Genomic DNA, 22541 nt, shown 5'->3' on the forward strand with positions numbered 1-22541 from the left:
TCACGCAGGTCCATCGAATAAGGTCGCGCCATGCTCGCTGGCCTCCATGCCCAGCCAGCATCTTGAATCACATCTATACGCCCTCGTGAATCCCCTATCGATTCAATCCCACGTCATCCCGCTCTAGCCTGATCCAACTCGCTCGCCTCATTTTGGGGTTTCGATCCACGCCTCCGCGCGGGAGGCGACCGATCCACCGTCGATCACCTGCACATGCGCCAGAGTTTCGATCCACGCCTCCGCGCGGGAGGCGACGACTGGCCCCCGATCGAGCCCACCGAAGCGCCACCGTTTCGATCCACGCCTCCGCGCGGGAGGCGACGTGGTATCAATAGCCGGATAGAAGCGTCTGCGTCGGTTTCGATCCACGCCTCCGCGCGGGAGGCGACCAGATGTCAGTTCACCTGCCGCCGCCATGACGCGTTTCGATCCACGCCTCCGCGCGGGAGGCGACCGGCGATCAGGTCGAGGCACTGGCGCGGCGTCGGGTTTCGATCCACGCCTCCGCGCGGGAGGCGACTGTCGGACAATGGTTTGGAGTGTTCACCGCTCTAGTTTCGATCCACGCCTCCGCGCGGGAGGCGACCCTTTGGATCGCTCCCCAAAGCGCCAGAGCGTCGTTTCGATCCACGCCTCCGCGAAAGGTATCACATAGATGATGCGCCGCAGGCCGTGTGCAGCGGCATGGCGCATCGCGAAGCTCAGCGACGTCAGCGTCTTGCCGCCGCCGGTCGGCACCGTGAGGGTGAACAGGCCCGGCGGCAGCGCTGCCTTGGCATTGGCATGATCGAGGATCTCGGAGCGTAGCCGATTGACCGGCGTATCGTCGCGCCGGTGCCGCGCCACGAAATCGCGCACGCACTCGATATGCCCTGGCATCAGAGTGCCGCCACGCGGCGGCGGCTCGTCGCCCCGCGACCGCGCGTAGAAGGCTTCAGTCTCCAGAAAATCGGCATCGACGAGGCAGGAGAAAAGCATCCGCGTCAAAAAGGCAGGCGAAAAGGCCGGTTCGATGTGATTGCGGTCCAACGCCGGCAACCCGGCACGCAACGCCTCGGCCGTCGGCAAGCCCGCGACGTGGTCCTGCCAGCCGGCATAAGCCTCGACATCCTTCGCCAGCCGAGCGTTCAGATTACCGCCCTCATGCCCCGACCCATCCATCAGCCCCGCATGATGGCCAGCGACGCCAAACGCCATCATCCGGCCTAACTGCGGGCCGTAAAGGGCGGCGGCTTCCTGCGCGCCCGCGCTGCTGTGATCCGGGCCTTTCGGACCGCTCCGATCGGTCGGTCGGCGGATATACAGTTGATAGAGGCGCGCTGCCTTCCCGATATCGTGCAGCAACCCCATGGCCCGTGCGATCGTCGCCGCCCCGAACCATCCGGCGAAGTCAGCACTTGTCCGGCCGACCGCCGCGAGATGATGTGCCAAGAGTTCCCAACGCCCCTCTGGTTGCCCTTCCACGGAATGCGCGAATTTCTCCATCGGACACCCCCTACGTCATCCGACACGAACACGATTGTCGCCTATAACACCAGCGCACGAGGGATCAGAGGGGGATCATTTTCCTCAAGTGGCACCCCAAGGAATGCCGTGAGTATATTCGGCTAGCGCGACCGGAACTCCTCGACGCACACCTGGTCAGCAGTCATCAAGAATCAAGGTAATCACCCATGGCCAGCCGGCAGCCTTGCTGGTCGCCTGATCGAGTTCCGCACCACGCAGGGACATTTTCTGCATTGCCCACTGACCAATCGGTCGGTAGGTTGAGAATGACGCTCAATATGGGCCGAGATTGATAAATAGCTTCGCCGATACCCGCGGCTTGTCTTCGTGGCCAACATTTGCGTCGCTTCACATGACGCAGGCCGGGGATATCAGTCGCCGGCTCTTGGGCGGCGTTGTGGGGAAGAGGATCGACATGAAATATTTTCCCTTGATCGGAGTCCTGGCAGCGTCGGTATCAATGACATGCCTCTCATCGTCCGTTGCACAGGCGCCCCTTGTCGAGGCGTCCCCTATCTCGATCCGTGGCTCGGTGTCGGCCGGCCATGCTGCAACGCTGGCGGCCAATGGCGCGGACAGCGCCATCGGTGCGCAGCAAAATGCCCCCGCACGCCAGCCGAATGTGGTCGTGATCCTCGCGGATGATCTGGGATATGCCGACGTGTCCGCTTACTATCCGGGCCGGTTCAACACACCCAATATCGATCGGCTCGGCCGGGAAGGCGTGACCTTCACCCAGGGCTATGTGGCGGCACCCGTGTGCGCGCCATCGCGCGCCGGGCTGTTGACCGGGCGCCAACCGCAACGTTACGGCTTTGAATATCTGCCGGACGGCGCGACGCGCGCGGTGCAGGAGCATCTTGGCCTTGCCACCGGCGAAAAAACGATCGCCTCACTGCTCCAGGAGGGCGGGTATCGAACCTCGCTCGTGGGAAAATGGCACCTGGGCCTGAGCGAGGAATTCTACCCCACGCAGCGTGGCTTCGACGAATTCTGGGGATTCCTTCCGGGCCAAACAAATTATATCGAGCCCACGGCGGCCGACGCGGTGAATATCGCCCCGGCCAGCACCACGAAGGCGCTGAAAGGCAATCTCGATGTGCCCCGCAGCGACCTCAATGAACTCAACACCGTTATTACGGGGCCGGATCGCAAACCGGTTGACCTCGGCGACGGCTATCTGACCGACCAGATCACCGACCACGCCACTGATTTCATCAAACGCAACAGCACCCAGCCCTTCTTTCTGTACGTTTCCTATAGCGCGCCGCATTCGCCATTTCAGGCAACCCGTAAATATTACGACCGCTTTCCGGACATCGCCGACCGGAAACAGCGCATTTATGCCGCGATGATCAGCGCGCTCGACGACGGCGTGGGCCAGATCCTCGACACGCTGGATTCCAACAATATCGGCCGCGACACGATCGTGATCTTCCTGAGCGACAACGGGTGCGCCGGCTATAGCGCTAGCCTGTGCAGCGACAAGCCGGTGTCGGGCGCGAAGCTGACGCAGCTCGAAGGCGGCGTGCGGGTGCCGTTCATGATGCGTTACCCAGCCAGGGTTAAACCCGGGATGCGCGAGACGCGGCCGGTCTCCAGCCTCGACATGGCACCGACGATCATCGCGGCTGCCGGCCTGTCGTTGCCGCAGGACCGCGTCTATGACGGCAGAAACATCCTGCCGGCCAAATCGGGACGCCCGCTCGTTCTGAAGCCCCAGCCGATCTTCTGGCGGACGTTGCCGCTCAAGGCCGTCCGCGATGGCGACTGGAAATATCACCGCGATTATGACGGGAACGAGTTTCTCTACAATTTGCGCAACGATCCGACCGAATCGACCAATCTCGCGACCAAGATGGCTGGCAAAATGCAGGCCATGCGGCAGCTATACGCCCAATGGGAAGCCGACAAAGAGGCACCAAGCTGGACCGCATCGAAGCACATCGAGTTCGACTTCGGCGGACGCCACTTCAAGTTCAATCCCTGACGAACCGGTGACGCTGCGGCACCTCGCGGCGTCACCGTTCCTGCACTGGCCGCGTCAGCCCGATCGCGTCCCGGCCACGATCAGCCGCTTGAATCCCTCGATGGCGTCATGCACCGGCGGCACCACGATGCAACGCCCGTCATCTTCGGCGACATGGTGGAATCGATGCGACCCGAAAATTCCGGCAACCTTGCCATAGCCCGCGCGGATGACGTTGGTCAGTTCGCCGGCGGCGACGAGGGTGGACGGATAGGGATGTTCAAATCCGGGCTGGCCGGCAAAGGCCTGGCTGGCCGCGTCGAGCAACGGTGGTGAAACACAAAGATAGCGCTGCGGGTCGACGCTCGGCAACGGGCCGAGCGTACCCAACAGGTCGTGCCAATCGCGCGCGGCAAGATTGGCGCCGAGATGCAGCCACATAGCGGTCTCGGCAGGTTTCGGCACGGCGGTTTCCAGCGCGTGCTCTGCCCCCAGATTCTCATATTCGTGGCCGGTATTGCACACGAAAGCCAGATCGTGACCACGCAGATCGGCCGCGGCCCAGCGCGCAAGCGCAAGCCATGCCGCAACCCCGCCACCTCGCTCCCCTGCACAGGTGAACCAGCCGGAGCGTGGGGTCGAGACGACAAGCCATCGGCCGTGCCCACGATCGAGCCTGCCCACGAAGTTGAACGCACGACGCCGGCCGCTGGTGCCGGTGACCGTCAACGTCGCGCGACGACCACCCGATGCCGCGTCGATCAGCGCCGCGGACCGGTCTGGCGCGAGCAGGGCGACCGGACGCGGAAAAAGCGGCGCCCGGCCGTCGCTGTTGAGAGCGATCACCTTGCCCGTCGGCCCGGTCGTGATGACCACGACGGCGGCAGCGCCCGCAGCGATCGCCGCATCGATCGGCGCCCGGATCGGCTTGGCGAGCGCCGACGACCAACGGCCGAACGGCAGTTCGAGGAGCGCGATGGCACCGGCGAGTGCGTGCTCGCTCCTGCCTGCATGGTCGATCGCGACCAGGGGAGCGGCAATGCCCGTGGCCGGCGTCGGCACCACGATCGGCAGCGGCAGGACGGGCGTAATTTCGCCGTCAATCGCCAGACTGGTCGTCACGGGCGTGAAGAACGGCGCATCGAAGGATTGGCGGGCAATCGTGAAACCCAGCGCGGCGAGCGATTCCGCCAGCCACGCGCCGACGGCGGTATCGGCCGCCCCGCCAGCCGGCTTGGGACCGAAATCGACATAGCGCTTCAGATCGGCAGCAACCTGATCGTCGCCCTCGCTCGTGGTGACAGGGTGCGCCGCCGCGCTCGTAGACGCGGCAGTCGCACCGAAGGCGAGCGCAGCTGCGAGTATCTCGCGCCGGTTCGCATCGGTCATTGCCGAGGCTCATTGGCGAGCATTGTGAAGCGTTCATCCGCAACTGCCGCCTTGGTTCGCGCCACATCGGCGGGATCATTGCGATCCTTCATGACGGCCCGAACGAGCACGAAACCCAGGCGCGACGGCGATACGACATAGGCGTTGGCAGGCTCGCGGCTACGCTGGTCGGCCGTGCGAATGATCAAGCGGAATGGGCCCGGACCCGTTGCACGGTCATTGGCAACGAACAGCGTGTCCGAATTATGCCCGAATACCGTGACCGACCAATATTGCAGGTCGGTTGGCACATCCGCCTCGAACAGTACAGGGCCGTTAGCCAGATCATAGATCACCCGCCTGGAAATCATGTCGGGATTGGCGAGCGGTACCACGTCCTTCTTTGCCACCGGATAGCCCGGTTGCCCCAGCACGTTGCGCGTAACCCCCGTCCGCTCCATCGTTCGCCAGATCGTGTCGCTGGCGTGAAACGGGATCATATGGAGCGCCGCGAAGAATCCGATCACGCCACAGCCGCACATCAGGGCGGCGATGCCGATAGGCCTGATCATGCGCATGCGAGCCTCGTTATACTGGCCAGGGGAACCTGTTCGGGAACCGCGGTTCGCGCCGGATCAGGCTGATAGAGGCGGGTCAGCAGATGTACCTCGCCGGGCTTGTCGCCGAGCGGCAACCAGTTTCCGGGTTGCGGCGTCCGTGACACGCGAATGGTGTACCCGCCATCGGCGTCCTGCGCGACGTTGGTCTTGGTATAAGAATAGCGGCCCTGCGGGCTATCGACGAAATGATAGTCGACATACGCGCCGATCGACCACCAGCGTGACGGCAGATCACCACGCCCCTTGAGTTCATAGGTGCACCGCGCATCGAGCGGCCGACCGGCATCATCCTTGCCGGTCAGGAAATAGATCACTTCCGACGGCGGCAGCGCCCATAGCCCGGTGCGCGCGACGGTGGCGCGCGTCAGCATGTCGGTCGAGGAATCGCCGATCTTCGCCGCGGTGCTCCACGGCCCCGGCCCACGCCCCTCGACCGTCTGTGCCGATCCGGTGATGAACCACGCGATGGCGGCGCCGCCGGCGCTGGCGGCCACCGCTCCGGCCGCCAGCGCCAGCACACAGGGTAGCCGCCGCATCTTACACCGGCACCGTCATGGGCGTGCCGCACACATCATATGTCACCATGCTCTTGGTCGGCCACCGCGGGTCGGACAGATCCTTGCGCCATGTCTCGATCGCGTCTTCCAGTTCCTTGACCTTGTCGGGGTGCCGGGCGGCGAGATTATGCTTCTCATTGGGGTCCTCGGCCAGATTGAAGAGCATGGTGTAGTCACCCTTCGTGTGTTTCCACAGCTTCCAGTCGCCCTTGCGGATCGACAGCAGCGGCTCGCGCTTCCAGTAGAGCGCATCATGGGGCGGCCCCTTCTTCGCACCGGTCAGGAACGGCAACAGATCGACGCCGTCATAGGCGCGGTCCTTGGCCAGCGCGCCGCCAGCCGCCGCGAGCGTGGTCGGGAAGATGTCGAGCGTCGACACGGGCTCGCGGAACCAGCTGTCCGCCTTGATGGCATCGGGCCAGCGGATCATGAACGGCACGCGCACGCCGCCTTCATATTGGGTCAGCTTGCCGCCGCGCAGCGGCTCGCACGAACACAGGCCGGGGATGTAGGAGGCGCAGCCGTTATCCGACAGGAACACGACCATCGTGTTATCGCCTTCGCCCGATTTATCGACCGCATCGAGCACCCGCCCGACCTGATCGTCTAGCGCCGAGATCATCGCCGCATAGACGCGCATCTGCTTGTCCTCGATCTGCGGGAAGCGGTCGTAATATTTCTGCGTCACCTGAAAGGGCGAGTGCGGCGCGTTGAACGCGAGATAGAGGAAATAGGGGGCATCGGCCTTGGCATTGCGCGTGACGAACTCGACCGCACGATCCCCGAAATAGTCGGTCAGATACTGGTTCTCATTGTTGACCCGCTTTTTGTCCGGGCCTTCATAAATCGCATTCGAGGACCCGCGCAGCCCGGCCTTGTCGATACCCTCGCCCGCACCGGTGTCGGCCCCAGGGATGGTCCAGTCGACATAACCCGGCGTGTTACTGGCCATATAGGGGGTGGCGCCAGACAAGAAGCCCACGAATTCCTGATAGCCGCGCTTCATCGGATAGAATTGGTCGTTCGATCCCATATGCCACTTGCCCACCATGCCGGTGTGATAGCCCTCTGCTTGCAGCGCCTGGGCGATGGTGATCTCATTGACGTCGATGCCCAAATTCTCGGCGATGTCGCGCTGGACACCACCGTTGTTGAATTCGAAGCCAAAGCGCTGCTGATAGCGCCCGGTCTGCAACCCCGCGCGCGATGGCGAACATACCGGCGCGGAGGCGTAACCGTCGGTGAAACGGGCACCTTCCTTACCGATCCGATCGATGTTGGGAGTCGAGATGCGCTCGAAGCCGTAAGCGGACATGTCGGCATAGCCCATGTCGTCCGCCAGAATCACGATCACGTTGGGCCGAGGCGCCTTGCCCCCTTCGGCCGCCTGAGCCGAATCCGACGGCAGCATCTTTATCGCAATGCCGACACATAACACGATGGCCGCCAGAAGCCCGATTGACCAGCGCAGCATCCCCACTCTCCTTTACGACGGGTCACTCGGACTCCGATTGCCTATCGCTTACCGATCGGTAAGTTACTTGGCAATCTTAAAAGTTTTCGTGGACTTGCGGTGAGCCATCGACTGCGATACCGACCGATCGGTAAGCGATGTGACGATCGTGAGCGGGAGGGGAGTTATGACAACAGCGCGCGAACTCTTGGATAGCGATTTCGCCACCGTCGCGCAGATGGTTGCCGCGCACGCCCGCGAACGTGCCGACCAACTCGCGCTGGCCGACGACACGGCGCGGCTGACCTATGCCGATCTCGACCGGATGATAACGAGGATCGCGGCCGGATTACACCGCGACCTTGCGGGCCGCCCATCCACCGTCGCGATCCTGGGCAGAACCTGCGTCGCCGATGTCGCAGTGCTGCTCGGCGCCCTGCGCGCCGGCATGACGCCGGTCTTGATCTCTCCTTCGTCGACGCCCGCGCAGGTCGCAACCATGCTGGCCGACAGCGCGGCGACGATCGTCTTCGTGGACCCGGCGCACACATCGTCGGTCGATGCGGGAGCGACCCCGGTGGTGTGGCTCGACGCCCTTGACGCGTGGTGCGCCCCTGGCAGCGCCCCGATCGAATCCCGGCCGATCAAACCCGACGATCGTTTCAACATCATCTATTCGTCGGGAACGACCGGGACGCCCAAGGGCATCGTCCACACGCACGGTACGCGCTGGACGCAGGCAATCGCGTGGACGCCGCTTGGCTTCGATCAAGCCGTTTCGCTGATCGCGACGCCCTTGTGCTCGAACACGACCCTGGGGTGCGCGCTGCTGCCGACGCTGGTGCATGGCGGCACCGTGATCTTGCTCGGCAAGTTCGACCCACGCCGCTATCTCGAGACCGCCGAGCGCGAACGCGTTACCCATAGCGTGCTTGTACCCGTCCAATACCAACGGATCATGGCCGATCCCGAATTCGACCGCTTCGATCTGTCGACGTTCGTGTTGAAGATTGTCACCGGGGCGCCGTTCGCTGCCGACGCCAAAGCCGACGTCGTCCGCCGGTGGCCGGGCGAACTGCTCGAAATCTACGGGATGACGGAAGGCGGCGGCGTCTGCACGCTCTACGCGACGCAATATCCGGAAAAGCTGCATACCGTCGGCAGCCCGGCCCCCGGCACCGACATTCGCCTGATCGACGAGGATGGGCGCGAAGTGGCACCCGGCGAGATCGGCGAAGTCGTCGGCCGGTCGGGCATCATGATGCAAGGCTATCATGGCCGCCACGATGCCACCGGCGCGGCCGAATGGTTCGACGCCGACGGCAATCGCTTTCTGCGTCATGGCGATCTGGCCCGGTTCGATGCCGATGGGTTCCTGACGCTGCTCGGACGCAGCAAGGACATGATCATCAGCGGCGGCTTCAACGTCTATCCGATCGACATCGAAGCGGTGGCTGCGCAGCATCCCGACATCGTCGACGTCGCGGTCATCGGCGTACCGTCGGCCACATGGGGCGAAACGCCCTTCGCGTTCTTCGTGCCACGCGCCGATGCCGCGATCGACAACGATTCGCTGCTTGCCTGGATCAATGCGCGCGTCGGCAAAACCCAGCGTCTGGGGGGCGCCGCCGCGATCGATACATTGCCGCGCAACGCGATGGGCAAAGTTCTGAAGCGCGATCTGCGCGATCACTTCATCACCACCGGCACCGCTGCTTAGGCAAGCACCGCCACAAAAAAGGAAACATCATGTCTGTTTTGGGTCGCGTCGCGATCGTTACCGGTGCGGGTGCCGGGCTGGGCCGTGCACATGCATTGTTGCTGGCACGTCGTGGCGCACGAGTCGTCGTCAACGATCTGGGCGACAATGCCGATAGCGTCGCCGCCGAAATCATCGCCGCGGGCGGTGAAGCGATCGCCGCGAAGTGCTCGGTCACCGACGAAGCCGCGGTCGCCGCGATGATCGACCAGGCACGCCAACGCTGGGGCCGCGTCGACATCCTCGTCAACAATGCCGGCATCCTGCGCGACAAGAGCTTCGCCAAGATGGCGATCGACGATTTCCGGGCGGTGGTCGATGTCCACCTGATCGGCGCGGCGATCTGCACCAAGGCGGTGTGGGAGATCATGAAGCAGCAGGGTTATGGCCGCATCGTCTTCACCACCTCGTCATCGGGGCTTTACGGCAATTTCGGCCAGGCCAATTACGGCGCCGCCAAAATGGCGCTGGTCGGGCTGATGCAGACGCTGAGCATCGAGGGTGCTAAATACGACATTCGCGTCAACTGCCTCGCGCCGACCGCCGCAACCGCAATGACCGACGGCTTGCTGCCTGCCGAGGCCGAAGCGCTGTTGCGGCCCGACGCGGTGAGCCCGGGCCTGGTCGCGCTGGTGACCGCCGATGCGCCGACGCGCGCGATCCTGTGCGCGGGCGCCGGCCATTTCAAACAGGCCTATGTCACGCTGACCAAGGGAGTCTACGCGGGGACCGGCGACGACATCACGGACGATATCGCGGCGCAATGGGATGCGATCGGCGATCGCGACGGTGAGAGCATTCCGACAAGTTGTGTTGCCCAGATCGAGCGCGAACTTGCCGGGGCAACGAGCGCCAGCGCCCCGCCCGGCCGCTGATCGGTGGGAATGATCGGTCGACACATGACGCAGGAGTGATAGGCATGGCACTGTATGATACCGCCGACAAGCCGTCCCGCCGGGCCTGGGGCCTGCTGGTCGCGCTCCTGTTGCTCAACATCCTCAATTTCGTCGACCGCATTCTTCCGCAGGCCTTCATCGTCGACATCACCGACGATGTCGGGATCAGCTACACGACCTTTGCGCTGATCGGCGGCCCCATCTTCGGCATCATCTACGCCGTGATGGGGCTGGTGATGGGCGGCCTCGCAGACCGGCTGTCGCGCCCGCGACTGATCGCCGTCGGCATGACGCTCTGGAGCGTGATGACCGCCGCCACCGGCTTTGCGCGCAACGCACTGCATTTCGGGCTCGCGCGCAGTGCGGTAGCGATCGGCGAAGCCAGCCTGTCACCCTCGGCGCTATCGATGCTCGCCGACGTGTTCCCACGGTCGCGCCAGGGGACAGCCGCTTCGCTTTATTACCTGGGCATATCGATCGGTAGCAGCGCGGCCTATCTGATCGCCGGCTCGCTCGGTGCCTCGATCGGCTGGCGGGGCTGTTTCATCGCGCTTGGCGTCCTCGGCGCGCTGTTGGCATTGCCGGTCTTGCTGCTGCGCGATCCGCGCCCACGCGACCAAACCGCCATCTCGCCCCAATCGCTACGCAGTGTGTTCGGCCAGATGGCGCGTGACGTGCCCGCAGCCCTGCGTGGGCCGCGATCGCTCAAGTGGGTGTTGCTCGCGATCATCCTCATCCAGTTTTCGCAAGGCGCCTCGATCCTCGATCAGGCCTGGCTAGTGCGCGAGGTGGGTCTGGAGAAGGCATACGCCCAGACGCTGGTCGGCATGATCTTCATGATCGGCAGCATCGCCGGCGCGCTCCTTGGCGGTGTGATTGCGGACTGGTTCGCGCGTCGCTGGGCAACCGGGCGAATCCACTATGCCATGGTCGCGCTATTAATCCTCACACCCGCAGCGTTGGGCCTGCGTATCGTGACGCCCTTGTCGCCCATGTTCATCACCTTCCTGCTGATGGTCTCGGCCGGTTACACGCTTTTTTACGGCGCCTTTCTGCCTCTGGTGCAAGATCTGACGTCGACAAAGGTGCGGGCATCGATGATCGCGGTGACACTGCTGTCGATGGCGTTGCTGGGCACCGCGCTCGGCAATGTCTTTGCCGGCGCGCTCGCCGATATCTTCGGTGCATGGGGTGTGCCGACCCCATTGCGGATGGCGTGCATCGTGACGAACGGCATCGCTATACTGGCGCTGCCGTGTCTGGCGATTGCAGCGCGCACCTTTACCGCCGATCGCGAGCGCTACGGCGATAACGACGGCATCTAGGCCAGATATTGCGGCTTCACGGCAGAGCGAACAACCATTTCGGCGACCTGATCGGCGATAGCATCGAGGCCGATCGGGCCGTCGGGGTGATACCAGCGGCCAAACCATACGATCATACCGAGGATGCTGAAGGTGGCGACCGATGGATCGACGTCGATGAGCTTGCCTTGATCGCGTAGTTCGACGAGCGTCGCCCGCACGAACCGGAAATACCGGCTCTTCTGCTCGGTGATCACCGCGCGTTTGTCATCGGACAGCCCCGCCGGTTCGTCCAGAATCACCGTCAGTGGATTGCCGCGCCCCGTACGCGCCGAACTACGCCCGATGTTGAGCATATGGTTGCACGCGATGAACCTCAGGCGCTCGAGCGGATCGGCAATCGCGCGGGCGGGCACCGTCACGTCCTCGTCGAGGACCGCCATGCCCCATTGCATCAGCGTGAAGAGCAATTCCTCCTTGTCGGACACGAAATGGTACAGCCCGGCCTTGGTGATGCCCACCGCCTTGGCGATATCGCTCATCGAGGTCGCGGCGAAACCGCGCTCGAGAAAGAGATAGGCGGCGTGGAAGAAAATCTGTTCCCGCCGCCCATGCAATTCGCCGTGCGTCGCATCGCCCCGATCGAGCGACAGCGTGCGAATCGCCTCTTCGGCCGTGCCCGAACGACGCGCACTGGTTCGCTGCGTGGAGCCTGCATCTGCAACGTCGGTCGGTCGGACAGTCATAATCAATCTCGTTCCGTAATGAGTTTAAGGACAGGCGCGCGCGGGAACAACCGTTGTGATCGATAGCCTCGGCTTATGAAGGCGCCTTGCCGGGCGTTGGTAGCCGATCGTAGACGAGACGAAAGCCGACATTACTCGCGCCCAGTCCGGGATCGCGCGCCGAGCGCGCGGCAGCACGGTAACGCCGGCAATAATTGGGCGCACACAGGTAAGATCCGCCCTTGATGACGCGCGGTCGATAATCATCGGCTCGAGGCTGGACGATGCCCGGATCGTCGGGTGATCGTTCCTGATCGGCGCGCGACACACGGTGGCGTGCGCTATAAAGATCGGCCGTCATCTCCCAGACATTACCGATCATGTCGTGCAGCCCCCAGGCGTTGGGACGGAAGCAACCGACCGGCGCGATGGTGACGAAGCCGTCGGTCGCCTTGTTATCGATCGGGAAAGCCCCCTGCCAGCTATTGGCATCGGTCGGCTGGTCGACCAACGGCGGCCCGCCGGCGCGGGCCGCATATTCCCACTCGGCCTCGCGCGGTAACCGCCCGCCCGCCCAGCGAGCATAGGCCAGCATGTCGGCGAAGCTCAGATGCACGACCGGCTCCTCGTCGCGTGCCGTAACGCCGTTTGGGCCATAAGGTCGGCGCCACTGCGCACCGGGGGTATAGGCCCACCAGTCGGCGAACCGCGGCGACGGGACAAGCGGCGCGGTGAACACCGCCGATCCCGGTTTGAGCAGATCGGGCGGGATCTGATCGCGCGGGACATCGAACATCTCCGGGTCCACCGGTTTCTCGGCGGTCGTGACATAGCCGGTCGCACGCACAAATGCCGTGAACTGGCGGTTGGTCACCTCATGCGGATCGATCCAGAACGGCGCAACGGTCACGACATGCACCGGGCCTTCTTCGGCATAGACGCTCTCATCGCCCATCGCGAACTGCCCCCCGACCACCCTGATCGGATGATCCGAAAGGCGCGCGCACTGGCGGCCGGGTTCCTGCACGAACACCGGCTTTCCCGGCACGGCGGCGCCCCCGAGCATCGTCGGCTGATCGCCGGCGCCCGTCGCAGGCCGGTCGCACGTGACGAGCAGCATCGAGGCGGCCAGAAGCGCGACGCTTTTCATTCTGCCAGCAGAATGCGCAGGAAGGCCGCATCCGACCATTCCAGTCCATCGACGGGTGCCACCTCACGCGGCAACGGCGCCTGACGAACGATCACCAGCCGACGCGACGGAATGACGTAGAGGCGCTGGTCGCCAGACCCCGCCGCGATGCGGATATCGCCGGGCACAACATCGCGTGCCTCGGCCAGATGCCAGGCCGGGCGTTGCGCCTCGGCCACGGTCTCTCCGCCCGGAGCGGGCATCAACCACCAGGTGACCCCATAGGCCGGGTTGGCCGGCGAGCCGGCGAATTCCGACAGCAAGGCATCACGATCGACCAGCGGCTCGCCCCGCCAACGCCCGTCTGCGAGGATCAATTCGCCAAAGGTGGCCCAGGACTGGGCATCAAGGGCGCCGTGGCCGGGCAATCCGGCATCGCCACCCGGCACCCGCCCCCACAGCAGGGTGATGCCGATCGGATCGAGCACGCGCCGTTGCAGATAATCGACCGGGTCAGGCTCCAGCCCGCGCGCCGCCAGCTTGCGGGTCATCACCTCGCCGAAGATCTGAAAGGGATTGGGGCCATATTGATAGCGCTTGCCGGGCACGGCGCGCATCTCCGTGTCGAGCGACGCGGCGAACCCCCGGGCGCTGCCGGAAACACCGCCACGCACACCGCTCGTCAGGTTAAGCAACTGCCGGATGGTGATGGGCGCGCGCGCCGCATCGTCGCGCCATTCGGTGATCGTGTCGGCGACGGGTTCGTCGAGGCGCAGGAGGCCATCCTGCACGGCCGCAGCGGCCATGGTGCCGACGAAGCTCTTGCTGCCCGACGCGATCGGATACCATTGTGTTGCGGTCGCGCCGTTGCTCGTCGTGTCGCAGACGGTGCGGCCGTCCTCGTGCACGACGACGCGCAAGCCGCGTCGCGCTTCCGAATAACGCGTCGCCTCATCACAGCGCGCAGTCCAGTCCCGGGCCGTGGCGGGAGCCGCACTGACCGCAGACCACAGGATGGCCAGCGCAAGAAGATGGAGCAGGCGCACGTCGATTTCTCCTAAGCCAGGATTCCAAGCCGCGTGAGGTGCGGGACCATCATCCCCGCGGTCGCGCCTGCGCGGGCCGCCGCAACCTCGGCGAGGTGGCGGGCGTCGGTCACCAACCGGCCGTCGTGGCGCAATCGCTGCCCGACCCGCTCTATTCTATGCCAGGCGGCATCGAAATCGCCGCCGACCATCGCCAGCAAGGCCAGCCGATCGGCCGGCGGCAACAGCAATTGCGTGCCGGCAATCGGCGAGGCGAGCGGCAAGGGGCCGGCAGATTCGATCTGTTCGTCGAGCAACAGGCGGTTGAGCCGCGACGGCATTCGTAGCGTCGCCCCCGGCGCAACCGGCGATGCATAAGGACGCGGCAGCAGATGGACGAGTTTGGTCGCGACGAGCATCTGCAGCGCGTCGACCGTCGACGCAATGCTGCCCCCGTCCCTCGATCCGGCCGTCACGACTTCGGCGACGGTGATCGCCCGACCGTCGATGAGGCGAAGCAGCGACGCGAAGCGATCGGCGGTGAAATCGACACCGCTCGCCTTGCTCAGTTTCGCGCGCTCGTCCGTCAAGGGACCGGTTGACAGACGATCGACGACCAGCCGGCCCGCCGCGTCAGCGAAGCCGACGGTTGGCACGGCGGCGCGCGCATAGACGTCCATGCGGCTGTGCGCATTGCGCATCGCATCCATCTGCATTTCGCGGGTCAGCAGCGGCGCCGACGCGAACGCCTCGGCAAGCGCCGCCGGGGCGACCAACGCCATATGGTTGAGTTCGATCTGCGCGTTGGCGACGAAGGCCAGATCGTGCACCCCAGCCTCATCGGCGACGTCGCGCACCGACAGCGACGTCCGTTCAGCGTTGAGGACTTCGTGGGCCATCGCGGCGGCATCGTCGTCCTTGGCGGTGTCCAGCCACGCCCGCGCATAAGGGTTCGCCCGGAAGAACGCAGCATTGGCCGCGGCAAGCCGACGCATCGTTTCGACGGCGGCGGTAAATCGCGCGACGCTATCCCCCGGCAGCGTCGCCGCTGTCTCGCGAATGAGGGCATAGAGGGGATCGATCTGGCTGTTTCCGGGCAACGCGGCATAGTGCAGAAACACCAGCCCTTCCGGTGTGAGCGCCCGCGCAATCCAGGCCAGCGCCGCCTGACGAAGCGCGGGCGGCAACCACGAATAGATGCCGCTCATCGTCACGAAGTCGGCGCGGGGCAGCGGCAGGGCGGCAAGATCGGCAAAGCTCGCCTGATGAAAGGTGACGTTGCGCAGCCCCGCACGATCGGCGAGCGACCGCGCCGTGGCGACATGGCCAGGGTTCAGATCGACACCGTGAAATTCGGCGTCGGGATAACAATCGGCCAGCACGCACAAGGTCAGCCCCGCGCCGGTGCCCAGGTCGCAATAGGTGAAGGGCCCGGCGATCGCCGGGCCGCTTCGCCCGCCGATCGCCGCAGCATGGATCATGTGCACCGGCGCCTGGAACGCGCCGAATGCCGACGGATAAGCGACGTCGACCGTATAACCCGATGGGGGAACAGCCGCGTCGGTCATCCTCGTGCCCTACCTACCATCTAAACCTCAGGCTAGCCTCCAATGTTCTCGGACTATTGATACGATAGTCCGTGCCGATGCCGGGCCGCGTTTCTGGACCCGATTGATTGAGAAAATACCGTGTATTGGTCAGGTTGTTGACCCGAAAAGCCAGTTCCCATGCCCGCCATTCGATGCCGGCACGCGCATTCACGCGATGCACGTCATCGAGGATATAGCTGTTATCGGGATCCTGGAATCCACCGAGTTGACGGATGTAATTACCCGCTACGAACAACCGTGCACCCTCGGCGACACGCATACGCCACAGGGCGTTGGCGGTGATCGACGACGGGCGCAAGCGCGGGATCCGGTTATCAAGCGCGATCGCGACCCCAGGCTTGACGTCGGTGAACTTGCCGTTCTGGTGCGCATAGCTCGCATTGACGCGCAACGTCCCAAGCCCGCTGGGCAGTTTTGGGTTCGCCGACATCTCGATCTCATAACCCCAGGCCTCGGCCCGGCCGGCATTATCGAGGAACATCGCCCCGTTGAGCGGGTCGACCATCGGCATGATGCCATTGTTCAAATTGGCGAGAATATCGTCATATTCGATGAAATAGCCATTCGCATTGAGCGTCAGACGATGATTGAACCAGCTCGTCTTGACGCCGAGTTCGTAGTTGATCGAATGTTCTTCGTCATAGGATGGCGGCACATCGACCAGGTTGCAGGTCGTTCCGGGAACCTCCCCCGGATCGCAAGGATTGCCCAGTTCCGAGTTGAAGCCGCCGGCGCGATAAGCGGTCGCGACGCGCGCGAACGCCAGAACAGCCTCGCTGGCATGAAAGCTTGCCGTCACGCCGTAGCTGAAGTTGCGGAACGTATTGTGCGGCATCGTCTGCGGACTGCCCGGCGGGAAATCGCTGTAGCGCGGCGTACCATCAGCACGCTTGGCGTCGATCAGCAGATCCTTCTTGTCGATACTGTATCGGCCCTCAACCTCGATCGCAAAGCGATCGACCGGCCTGTATTCCAGCGACCCGAAGGCGGCATACCCCGTCTGGCTATAGTCCGTCGCCTGCGTGAAATTGGGATTGACCGCCGCCATCGCCATTGTCGCCGGCTTGATTTCCCGCCCCTCCTGGTGCTGGTCGTAGAAATCGCGAAGGTAGAACAGGTCGGCGCCGACCAGCCAGTTCAGCCGGCTGCTCGAGCCGCTCGCGCGGAGTTCCTGGAAAAAGGTCTCCGCTTTGTCGAAGTTCAAATTCTGCTCGACCGCGACATCCGTAGCATCGTTGTCGAAATGGCCGAAACTATCGCGATGCCGATAGTTCGACACCGACGTCAGCGTTGCCGCGCCAACGTCCCATTCAACGTTGAGCGACACGTTGAGCTGGCTCGCGCCACGCCGCTCTATGCCATTTCGCGGCAGCAGAAAAATATCGCCATCGGTATCGTCGCGAGAAATTATCGCCGCGAAGCCGCCCTTTTCATCGGAGTAATCGCCCTGCAGGACGATATCGAGAACCTCGCTGGGCTTGTAACGCAGCCCCAGGCGGCCCCCGGCATAATATTCGTTATCGTAGACCGCGCCGGTGTCTGACCGGCGATAGAACCCTCCGTCCTGCTGCCTGAAATCGCCCCCGACCCGGATCGCCACGTTATCCGACAACGGCATGTTGACGATCGCCTGGCCGCCGTAGGATTCCTGGCTGCCGCCGATCAACCGCACCTCACCCTCGTTCGTGAACTGCGGCTTGCGGCTGATGACGTTGATGGCACCACCCACGGCATTGCGGCCATAGAGCGCGCCCTGAGGCCCGCGCAGCACTTCGGTACGTTCGAGATCGAACATATCGAAACGCTGGAAAGTCCGCCCGCCCAGATTGCCGCCGACGATATAGGCACCGTTGCGATACAGGCCCACAGCGGCATCCGAATTCGGCAATCTCGCCGGGCCAGCCCCTCGAATATTAGGCTCTGCAATCGGTGCATTGGCCCCTTCGATGAAGGTAATGCCCGGTGACAACGCTACGAGATCGCGCGCGTTCTGGATCCCTCCCAGCGCGTCTGCGAGTTCGCCCGTGACCACCGAGACCACCGTGGGAACGTCTTGCAACAGTTCGTTGCGCTTGCGGGCCGTGACGACGATGTCGCCCACTGAATCCTGCGCATCCATCGCGGCCTCAGCCTGCTGTAATTCCGCAGTCTGCGCCATTGCCGGCGTCGCAATCGTGACCATCGCACCGACCGACGCACCGATGAAAAGGCCTGCCTTTCGCATCTCGAATATCCTCCCCTATCGCTGCGACATTGCACGCGTGCAGCTCAATACCCCTGTACCTACCGGCCGGTAAGTAAGTCAAGCGTCTCTCTTGCTGACCCTTGGCGCGTCAGTCGCCCGCCCGGACGTCGACACCTGCCATCGCGGCGATCGTCCGCTCGACATCGGCAGGGTCGGTGCGATCGTGTGTGACCCCACGGAAAATGACGAAGCCTCGATCGGTTGGCGACACCACATCGGCATCGGCGTCCGCGCCGGTCGGGCGCGGTTGGCCAGAGCGCCGGATCACGACGCGATAGGGACCGGCGCCCGTCCGCTGATCGTTGGCCACGAACAGCGTATCGGTGTTGTTGGCAAAGATCGATAACGACCAATAGGCCAGACCGGCGGGCACATCGGTGTCGATGACCAGCGGTTGATCGGCAACGTCGTAGATGATCGAGCGCGTCACGGTGTCAGAGTTGTCCATCGCAACGAGGTTGCGCCGGGCATCGCGCAGCCGAGCGGGCACCACGGTGTTGACCGTGCGGCCGGCGGCGAAGAACTGACGAAACAAGTCGTCGGTGACAATCGTCGGAATCGCCCGGATCATCAGTCCCCAGCCGAGGCAAAAAAGCCCTGCGATCAGCCCGATACCCACCATCGGCCGTATCACGCGCATGCGACCCTCCGGATGGTTGGAAGCGGCACTTTTTCCGGCGCCGCGGCAATGGCCGGATCGGGTTGGAAAAGACGCGTCAACACCGAGACGCGCCCCGGCTTATCGCCAAGCGGCAGCCAGTTGCCCGGCTGCGGAGTCGCCGACAGACGCACGACATAATCGCCGCCGGACTCGCGCTCGAGGTTGGTCGACGAATAGGAATAGCGATCCAAGGGATTGTCGACCCACCGGTAATCGACATAGGCGGCGATCGACCACCATCGCGCCTTCAACTCCCCGCGACGCTTAAGCTCGTAGCTGCAGCGGGCGTCGAGAGGCCGTCCGTCATCATCGGTATCAGCCGTGAAATATACGACTTCAGATTGGGGCAGCGCCCAGATTCCAGTGCGCGCAATAACCGCGCGGTCGAACGCCGAATCGCTCGCTTCACCCGTGCCGCTCGAGGTTTTCCACGGCCCCGGACCACGCCCGTCGAGGTTGGTGCTGCGCCCGGTCTGTACCCAGGCGGTGCCAGCCCCGGCGGCCAGCGCAAGCACGCCGGCCGCGCCCCAGGCAAACAATGCACGACGCATGGGATCAGACCGGGAGCCGCAGCGGGGTACCGCATACGTCATATTCGATCATCGTTTTGGTCGGCCATTTCGGATCCTGCAGATCCTTCGACCATTGCTCGATCCCTTGTTCCAACTCGCGCAGCTTATCGGGATGGCGTTCGGCGAGGTTGGTCTGTTCGTTGGGATCGTCGCGCAGGTTGAACAGCAAGGTGAAATCACCATCGAGGTGCTTCCACAGCTTCCAGTCGCCCTTGCGGATCGACACCATCGGCGCACGCCGCCACATCAGCGCATCGTGTGGCGTGCCCTGCTTCTCGCCGGTCAGGAACGGCAGCAGATCGACGCCGTCATAGGTGCGGTCGTTCGCCAGCGCGGCACCGCCCGCGGCCATTGCCGTGGGGAAGATGTCGAGCGCCGTCACCGGCTCGCGATAGACCTGCCCGCCCGCCATCGCCCGCGGCCAGCGGATCATATACGGCACGCGCACGCCGCCTTCATAATGGGTAAGCTTGCCGCCGCGCAGCGGTTCGCACGCGCACAAGCCGGGGAAATAGGCCGCGCACCCGTTGTCCGACAGGAACACGACCATTGTGTCGTCGGCCTCTCCCGAACGCTCGACCGCATCGAGGACCTGCCCCACCTGATCGTCGAGCGCGGAGATCATCGCCGCATAGATCCGCATCTGCCGATCGGCGATCTGCGGGAAGCGGTCGTAATATTTCTTGGTGACCATGAACGGGTCGTGTGGCGCGTTGAACGCGAGATAGAGAAAATAGGGATCTGCCGCCTTGGCGTTGCGGTCGATATAATCGACCGCGCGCCGGCCGAAATAATCGGTGAGATATTCCTTCTCATTGTGAACGATGCGCTTCTCGGCGCCCTCGAAAACCTGGTTGAACTCGCTCCGGCGCATCAGGCCGGCGCCGTTAATCGACGCGTCGCCACGCGGATGATAGATTTCGACGCCCGGGACGTCGGGGTCGATATAGCTTGTCGCACCGGTCAAAATGCCGACGAACTCGTCATATCCCCGGTTGGTCGGATAATAATCGGCATTGGAGCCGAGATGCCACTTGCCGACGATCCCGGTGTGATAGCCCACGCCCTTCAAAGCCTGGGCGATGGTGATTTCCTTGGGGTCGAGCCCCAGATTCTGCTGGGCATCGCGACGGCCCGGGCCGTTATTGAATTCGAAGCCGAAGCGCTGCTGGTAGCGCCCGGTCTGCAACCCCGCGCGTGACGGCGCACAGACGGGCGCGGAAGCATAGCCGTCGGTGAACTTGACCCCCTCATTACCAATGCGATCGATGTTGGGGGTCTTGATCCGCTCGACGCCATAGGCCGAGATGTCGGCATAGCCCAGATCATCGGCGACGATCACAATGATATTGGGCCTGGCACGCGATGCGGCCGCAACATCGGCGCGCGATCCGGACGAAACCGGCGCGCAGCCCGCGACAATCATGGCCATGCCAACCAAAATCGCAACCGCCCGATCAAGCACAGATTCTCTCCTTTAGAGGCTGGATACCGACCGATCGGTAACTAGACAAGCATCGATACACGCAACGTCCTTGGCAGCGCCTAGTTGGCGAGGTTCAGGGCCTGCTTCAAAAACTGCGTATCCGACCAGCGCGAATCGACCGCATCGGGCTGGTTCTGTGCCCGCACTGCACGCTGCCGACGCTGCGGCCCTATCGTCGCACGGGCGGCCTGGCGCACGATCACAATGCGCTCGTCAGGAACGATATACAGCCGCTGGCGTCCGGCACCGGCCGCCAACACGATGCCTTTCGGCAGTTCGTCAGCATGGGCCGACAAATCTATCGCAGCCCGCAACTGGCGCGGACGGTCCGCCGGTGCAACCGAGGCGGCCAACCACCAACTGATGCCATAAGCGGGATTGACCGACGAGCCATGAAACAACTCGGCAAGCGTGCGTGGATCGACAAGCTGTTGCCCATCCCATACACCACCCAACCGGACGAACTCGCCAAATGTCGCCCATTGTCGAGCGGTCAGCGCGGCCCCTGCAGCCATCATGGGATTACCATCGGGTGCGCGACGCCATTGCACCGGAGCGATACCGATCGGCGCCAGTACGCGCCGGGTCAGATATGCTAGCGGGTCTGCCGGTTCGCCGCGGGCCGCAAGCTTGCGCTTGACCAGTTCACCGAAAATCTGGAAAGGCACCGCACCATATTGGAAGCTTTCGCCGGGTGCGACGACAGGAATCGCTTCGATTGCCTCAGTATAGCTTGGCGTACGAGCATCTTTCCCGCTGGCGATGCCACTGACCAACCCGAGCAATTGACGAATAGTGATCGACCGGCGCCGTGGGTCATTCTGCCACTCGACAATGGTAGCGGAGACGGGTTCATCGAGAGAGAGAAAGCCGTCTTGCGCCGCGGCGGCGGCGATGATGCCCGAAAAGCTCTTCGTGCCCGACGCCAGCAGATTAGCCGAATCAGCCTTGCCACCATTCGTATAATCTTCGCATATCACCTTGCCGTCGCGAAGCACGAGATAGCTGACCCCGTCGCGCTTCGCTGAATAAGCAGCGGCGCGTGTACAATCGAACGGATCAGACGCAGCCTGTGCCGCAATCGGCATCATGGCGACCAGCACAGCAGTGACAGCCAATACGCGCATCCCGATATCCTCTCTTTCGCGCAACGTACCGAACGATCGGTAAGTGTCAACGGTCTTTGTATTGTCAGGTCTTTGGTCCCGGCATTTGACCTGCCCCCACCGAGTGGACCGGTTGGTTTGTCAGTGGACTACACGGTCCGTCATTGAGCCAAGCCGACCACACTTTGACTGGCGTTTTTCACCCACTTGACGTGACCTCCGTTTTTTCCTCCAGTTCGAGTAGAGTCCGGCCCAACCAAGGGACGGACAAATAAAGCGGAAGCGGTTTTCAGAAGGGAGATTATCGGCATCCTGAAGGAAGCCGAGGCGGCCGCGGCGGTCACGGATCCGTGCCGTCGTTACGGCACGTCGAGCCCGACCCATTACGCGTGGAGAGCCAAGTTCGAGAGCTTCAAAACGGTCGTAAGCGTGGCCTGGAGGCCGCGGTTCAGGCGGCTTGAGCGATGGGCTGATCGACAGGTGGCTGCCAATTCCATGGGAGCAGTTCGTCCCAGCGGGTGGCGGGCCAATCGGCTGCGATCTTGCTGAT

General features: G+C 63.6%; 17 protein-coding genes, 1 pseudogene and 1 CRISPR repeat array. Of the genes and pseudogenes, 4 read left to right on the forward strand and 14 right to left on the reverse strand.

The genetic code is table 11. The features are described from left to right. Positions 1-157: 157 nt before the first annotated feature. Positions 158-586: a CRISPR direct-repeat array (repeat unit 32 nt; unit sequence GTTTCGATCCACGCCTCCGCGCGGGAGGCGAC). A 410-nt stretch (positions 587-996) separates the two neighbouring features. Then, a pseudogene (locus NFE57_RS16835) lies at positions 997-1485 on the reverse strand (CRISPR-associated endonuclease Cas3''); the annotation flags it as partial. A gap of 436 nt (positions 1486-1921) precedes the next feature. On the opposite strand from NFE57_RS16835, the gene NFE57_RS16070 reads away from it, so the two are divergent. Then, the gene (locus NFE57_RS16070; RefSeq protein WP_252136604.1) at positions 1922-3496 is read left to right on the forward strand and encodes a sulfatase-like hydrolase/transferase; all 1575 of its coding nucleotides are present in this window, start codon (positions 1922-1924) and stop codon (positions 3494-3496) included. A gap of 54 nt (positions 3497-3550) precedes the next feature. Here the strand turns inward: NFE57_RS16070 and NFE57_RS16075 are convergent, their stop codons facing one another. Genes NFE57_RS16075 through NFE57_RS16090 form a run of 4 tightly spaced genes read right to left on the reverse strand, consistent with a single transcriptional unit; the run spans position 3551 to position 7494 of the window. Continuing rightward, positions 3551-4864, reverse strand: coding sequence for a hypothetical protein (locus tag NFE57_RS16075; RefSeq protein WP_252136605.1), 1314 nt, complete (start codon positions 4862-4864; stop codon positions 3551-3553). Next, on the reverse strand, positions 4861-5421 hold the full coding sequence (locus NFE57_RS16080) for a DUF1254 domain-containing protein (RefSeq protein WP_252136606.1): 561 nt from the start codon (positions 5419-5421) through the stop codon (positions 4861-4863). Before NFE57_RS16080 ends, NFE57_RS16075 begins: the two co-directional genes overlap by 4 nt. Then, positions 5412-5999: a DUF1214 domain-containing protein gene (locus NFE57_RS16085; protein ID WP_252136607.1), complete on the reverse strand. Its 588-nt coding sequence runs from the start codon at positions 5997-5999 to the stop codon at positions 5412-5414. Before NFE57_RS16085 ends, NFE57_RS16080 begins: the two co-directional genes overlap by 10 nt. A gap of 1 nt (position 6000) precedes the next feature. Then, complete coding sequence (locus tag NFE57_RS16090) at positions 6001-7494, reverse strand: sulfatase family protein (protein WP_252136608.1); 1494 nt, start codon at positions 7492-7494, stop codon at positions 6001-6003. A 166-nt stretch (positions 7495-7660) separates the two neighbouring features. Here NFE57_RS16090 and NFE57_RS16095 point away from each other — a divergent pair, with 166 nt between their 5' ends. The 3 genes from NFE57_RS16095 to NFE57_RS16105 are packed head-to-tail and all read left to right on the forward strand — an operon-like array spanning position 7661 to position 11453. Further along, entirely contained in the window at positions 7661-9193 is a 1533-nt protein-coding gene (locus NFE57_RS16095; protein WP_252136609.1) for a class I adenylate-forming enzyme family protein, read from the forward strand. A 29-nt stretch (positions 9194-9222) separates the two neighbouring features. Then, the gene (locus NFE57_RS16100; RefSeq protein ID WP_252136610.1) at positions 9223-10107 is read left to right on the forward strand and encodes an SDR family NAD(P)-dependent oxidoreductase; all 885 of its coding nucleotides are present in this window, start codon (positions 9223-9225) and stop codon (positions 10105-10107) included. 44 nt (positions 10108-10151) lie between these two features. After that, complete coding sequence (locus tag NFE57_RS16105) at positions 10152-11453, forward strand: MFS transporter (protein ID WP_252136611.1); 1302 nt, start codon at positions 10152-10154, stop codon at positions 11451-11453. Here NFE57_RS16105 and NFE57_RS16110 read toward each other — a convergent pair. The 9 genes from NFE57_RS16110 to NFE57_RS16150 all read right to left on the reverse strand — a co-directional run bounded on the left by NFE57_RS16110 (position 11450) and on the right by NFE57_RS16150 (position 22012). Then, positions 11450-12178 carry a TetR-type transcription factor C-terminal domain-containing protein gene (locus NFE57_RS16110; RefSeq protein ID WP_252136612.1) on the reverse strand — a complete coding sequence of 243 codons (729 nt, stop codon included), beginning with the start codon at positions 12176-12178 and terminating at the stop codon, positions 11450-11452. The genes NFE57_RS16105 and NFE57_RS16110 overlap by 4 nt on opposite strands. 73 nt (positions 12179-12251) lie before the next feature. After that, entirely contained in the window at positions 12252-13307 is a 1056-nt protein-coding gene (locus NFE57_RS16115) for an SUMF1/EgtB/PvdO family nonheme iron enzyme (RefSeq protein ID WP_252136613.1), read from the reverse strand. Beyond that, the gene (locus NFE57_RS16120) at positions 13304-14332 is read right to left on the reverse strand and encodes a serine hydrolase domain-containing protein (RefSeq protein ID WP_252136614.1); all 1029 of its coding nucleotides are present in this window, start codon (positions 14330-14332) and stop codon (positions 13304-13306) included. Before NFE57_RS16120 ends, NFE57_RS16115 begins: the two co-directional genes overlap by 4 nt. A gap of 11 nt (positions 14333-14343) precedes the next feature. Continuing rightward, positions 14344-15879 (reverse strand): class I SAM-dependent methyltransferase, encoded by a 1536-nt coding sequence (locus NFE57_RS16125; RefSeq protein ID WP_252136615.1) that lies wholly within the window; start codon positions 15877-15879, stop codon positions 14344-14346. Between the two features lie 13 nt (positions 15880-15892). After that, on the reverse strand, positions 15893-18145 hold the full coding sequence (locus NFE57_RS16130; protein ID WP_252136616.1) for a TonB-dependent receptor: 2253 nt from the start codon (positions 18143-18145) through the stop codon (positions 15893-15895). 109 nt (positions 18146-18254) lie between these two features. Continuing rightward, complete coding sequence (locus NFE57_RS16135; protein WP_252136617.1) at positions 18255-18806, reverse strand: DUF1254 domain-containing protein; 552 nt, start codon at positions 18804-18806, stop codon at positions 18255-18257. Next, positions 18797-19378, reverse strand: a complete 582-nt coding sequence (locus NFE57_RS16140; RefSeq protein ID WP_252136618.1) for a DUF1214 domain-containing protein — start codon at positions 19376-19378, stop codon at positions 18797-18799. Before NFE57_RS16140 ends, NFE57_RS16135 begins: the two co-directional genes overlap by 10 nt. A 4-nt stretch (positions 19379-19382) precedes the next feature. Next, positions 19383-20831, reverse strand: coding sequence for a sulfatase-like hydrolase/transferase (locus NFE57_RS16145; protein ID WP_252136619.1), 1449 nt, complete (start codon positions 20829-20831; stop codon positions 19383-19385). A gap of 113 nt (positions 20832-20944) precedes the next feature. Further along, a complete protein-coding gene (locus NFE57_RS16150; protein ID WP_252136620.1) occupies positions 20945-22012 on the reverse strand; it encodes a serine hydrolase domain-containing protein in 1068 nt (355 codons plus the stop codon). Positions 22013-22541: the final 529 nt, after the last annotated feature.

Source organism: Hephaestia sp. MAHUQ-44, from assembly GCF_023806085.1.
In the GTDB taxonomy this organism is placed as follows: Bacteria; Pseudomonadota; Alphaproteobacteria; order Sphingomonadales; family Sphingomonadaceae; genus Sphingomonas.

What these genes read in the sequence shown, in the direction of transcription:
- NFE57_RS16145 (WP_252136619.1), bottom strand. Translation starts at nt 20,831, where the DNA reads ATGGCCATGATTGTCGCGGGCTGCGCGCCGGTTTCGTCCGGATCGCGC.
- NFE57_RS16095 (WP_252136609.1), top strand. Translation starts at nt 7,661, where the DNA reads ATGACAACAGCGCGCGAACTCTTGGATAGCGATTTCGCCACCGTCGCG.
- NFE57_RS16090 (WP_252136608.1), bottom strand. Translation starts at nt 7,494, where the DNA reads ATGCTGCGCTGGTCAATCGGGCTTCTGGCGGCCATCGTGTTATGTGTC.
- NFE57_RS16125 (WP_252136615.1), bottom strand. Translation starts at nt 15,879, where the DNA reads ATGACCGACGCGGCTGTTCCCCCATCGGGTTATACGGTCGACGTCGCT.
- NFE57_RS16085 (WP_252136607.1), bottom strand. Translation starts at nt 5,999, where the DNA reads ATGCGGCGGCTACCCTGTGTGCTGGCGCTGGCGGCCGGAGCGGTGGCC.
- NFE57_RS16130 (WP_252136616.1), bottom strand. Translation starts at nt 18,145, where the DNA reads ATGCGAAAGGCAGGCCTTTTCATCGGTGCGTCGGTCGGTGCGATGGTC.
- NFE57_RS16115 (WP_252136613.1), bottom strand. Translation starts at nt 13,307, where the DNA reads ATGAAAAGCGTCGCGCTTCTGGCCGCCTCGATGCTGCTCGTCACGTGC.
- NFE57_RS16075 (WP_252136605.1), bottom strand. Translation starts at nt 4,864, where the DNA reads ATGACCGATGCGAACCGGCGCGAGATACTCGCAGCTGCGCTCGCCTTC.
- NFE57_RS16070 (WP_252136604.1), top strand. Translation starts at nt 1,922, where the DNA reads ATGAAATATTTTCCCTTGATCGGAGTCCTGGCAGCGTCGGTATCAATG.
- NFE57_RS16150 (WP_252136620.1), bottom strand. Translation starts at nt 22,012, where the DNA reads ATGCGCGTATTGGCTGTCACTGCTGTGCTGGTCGCCATGATGCCGATT.
- NFE57_RS16100 (WP_252136610.1), top strand. Translation starts at nt 9,223, where the DNA reads ATGTCTGTTTTGGGTCGCGTCGCGATCGTTACCGGTGCGGGTGCCGGG.
- NFE57_RS16140 (WP_252136618.1), bottom strand. Translation starts at nt 19,378, where the DNA reads ATGCGTCGTGCATTGTTTGCCTGGGGCGCGGCCGGCGTGCTTGCGCTG.
- NFE57_RS16080 (WP_252136606.1), bottom strand. Translation starts at nt 5,421, where the DNA reads ATGCGCATGATCAGGCCTATCGGCATCGCCGCCCTGATGTGCGGCTGT.
- NFE57_RS16110 (WP_252136612.1), bottom strand. Translation starts at nt 12,178, where the DNA reads ATGACTGTCCGACCGACCGACGTTGCAGATGCAGGCTCCACGCAGCGA.
- NFE57_RS16135 (WP_252136617.1), bottom strand. Translation starts at nt 18,806, where the DNA reads ATGCGCGTGATACGGCCGATGGTGGGTATCGGGCTGATCGCAGGGCTT.
- NFE57_RS16105 (WP_252136611.1), top strand. Translation starts at nt 10,152, where the DNA reads ATGGCACTGTATGATACCGCCGACAAGCCGTCCCGCCGGGCCTGGGGC.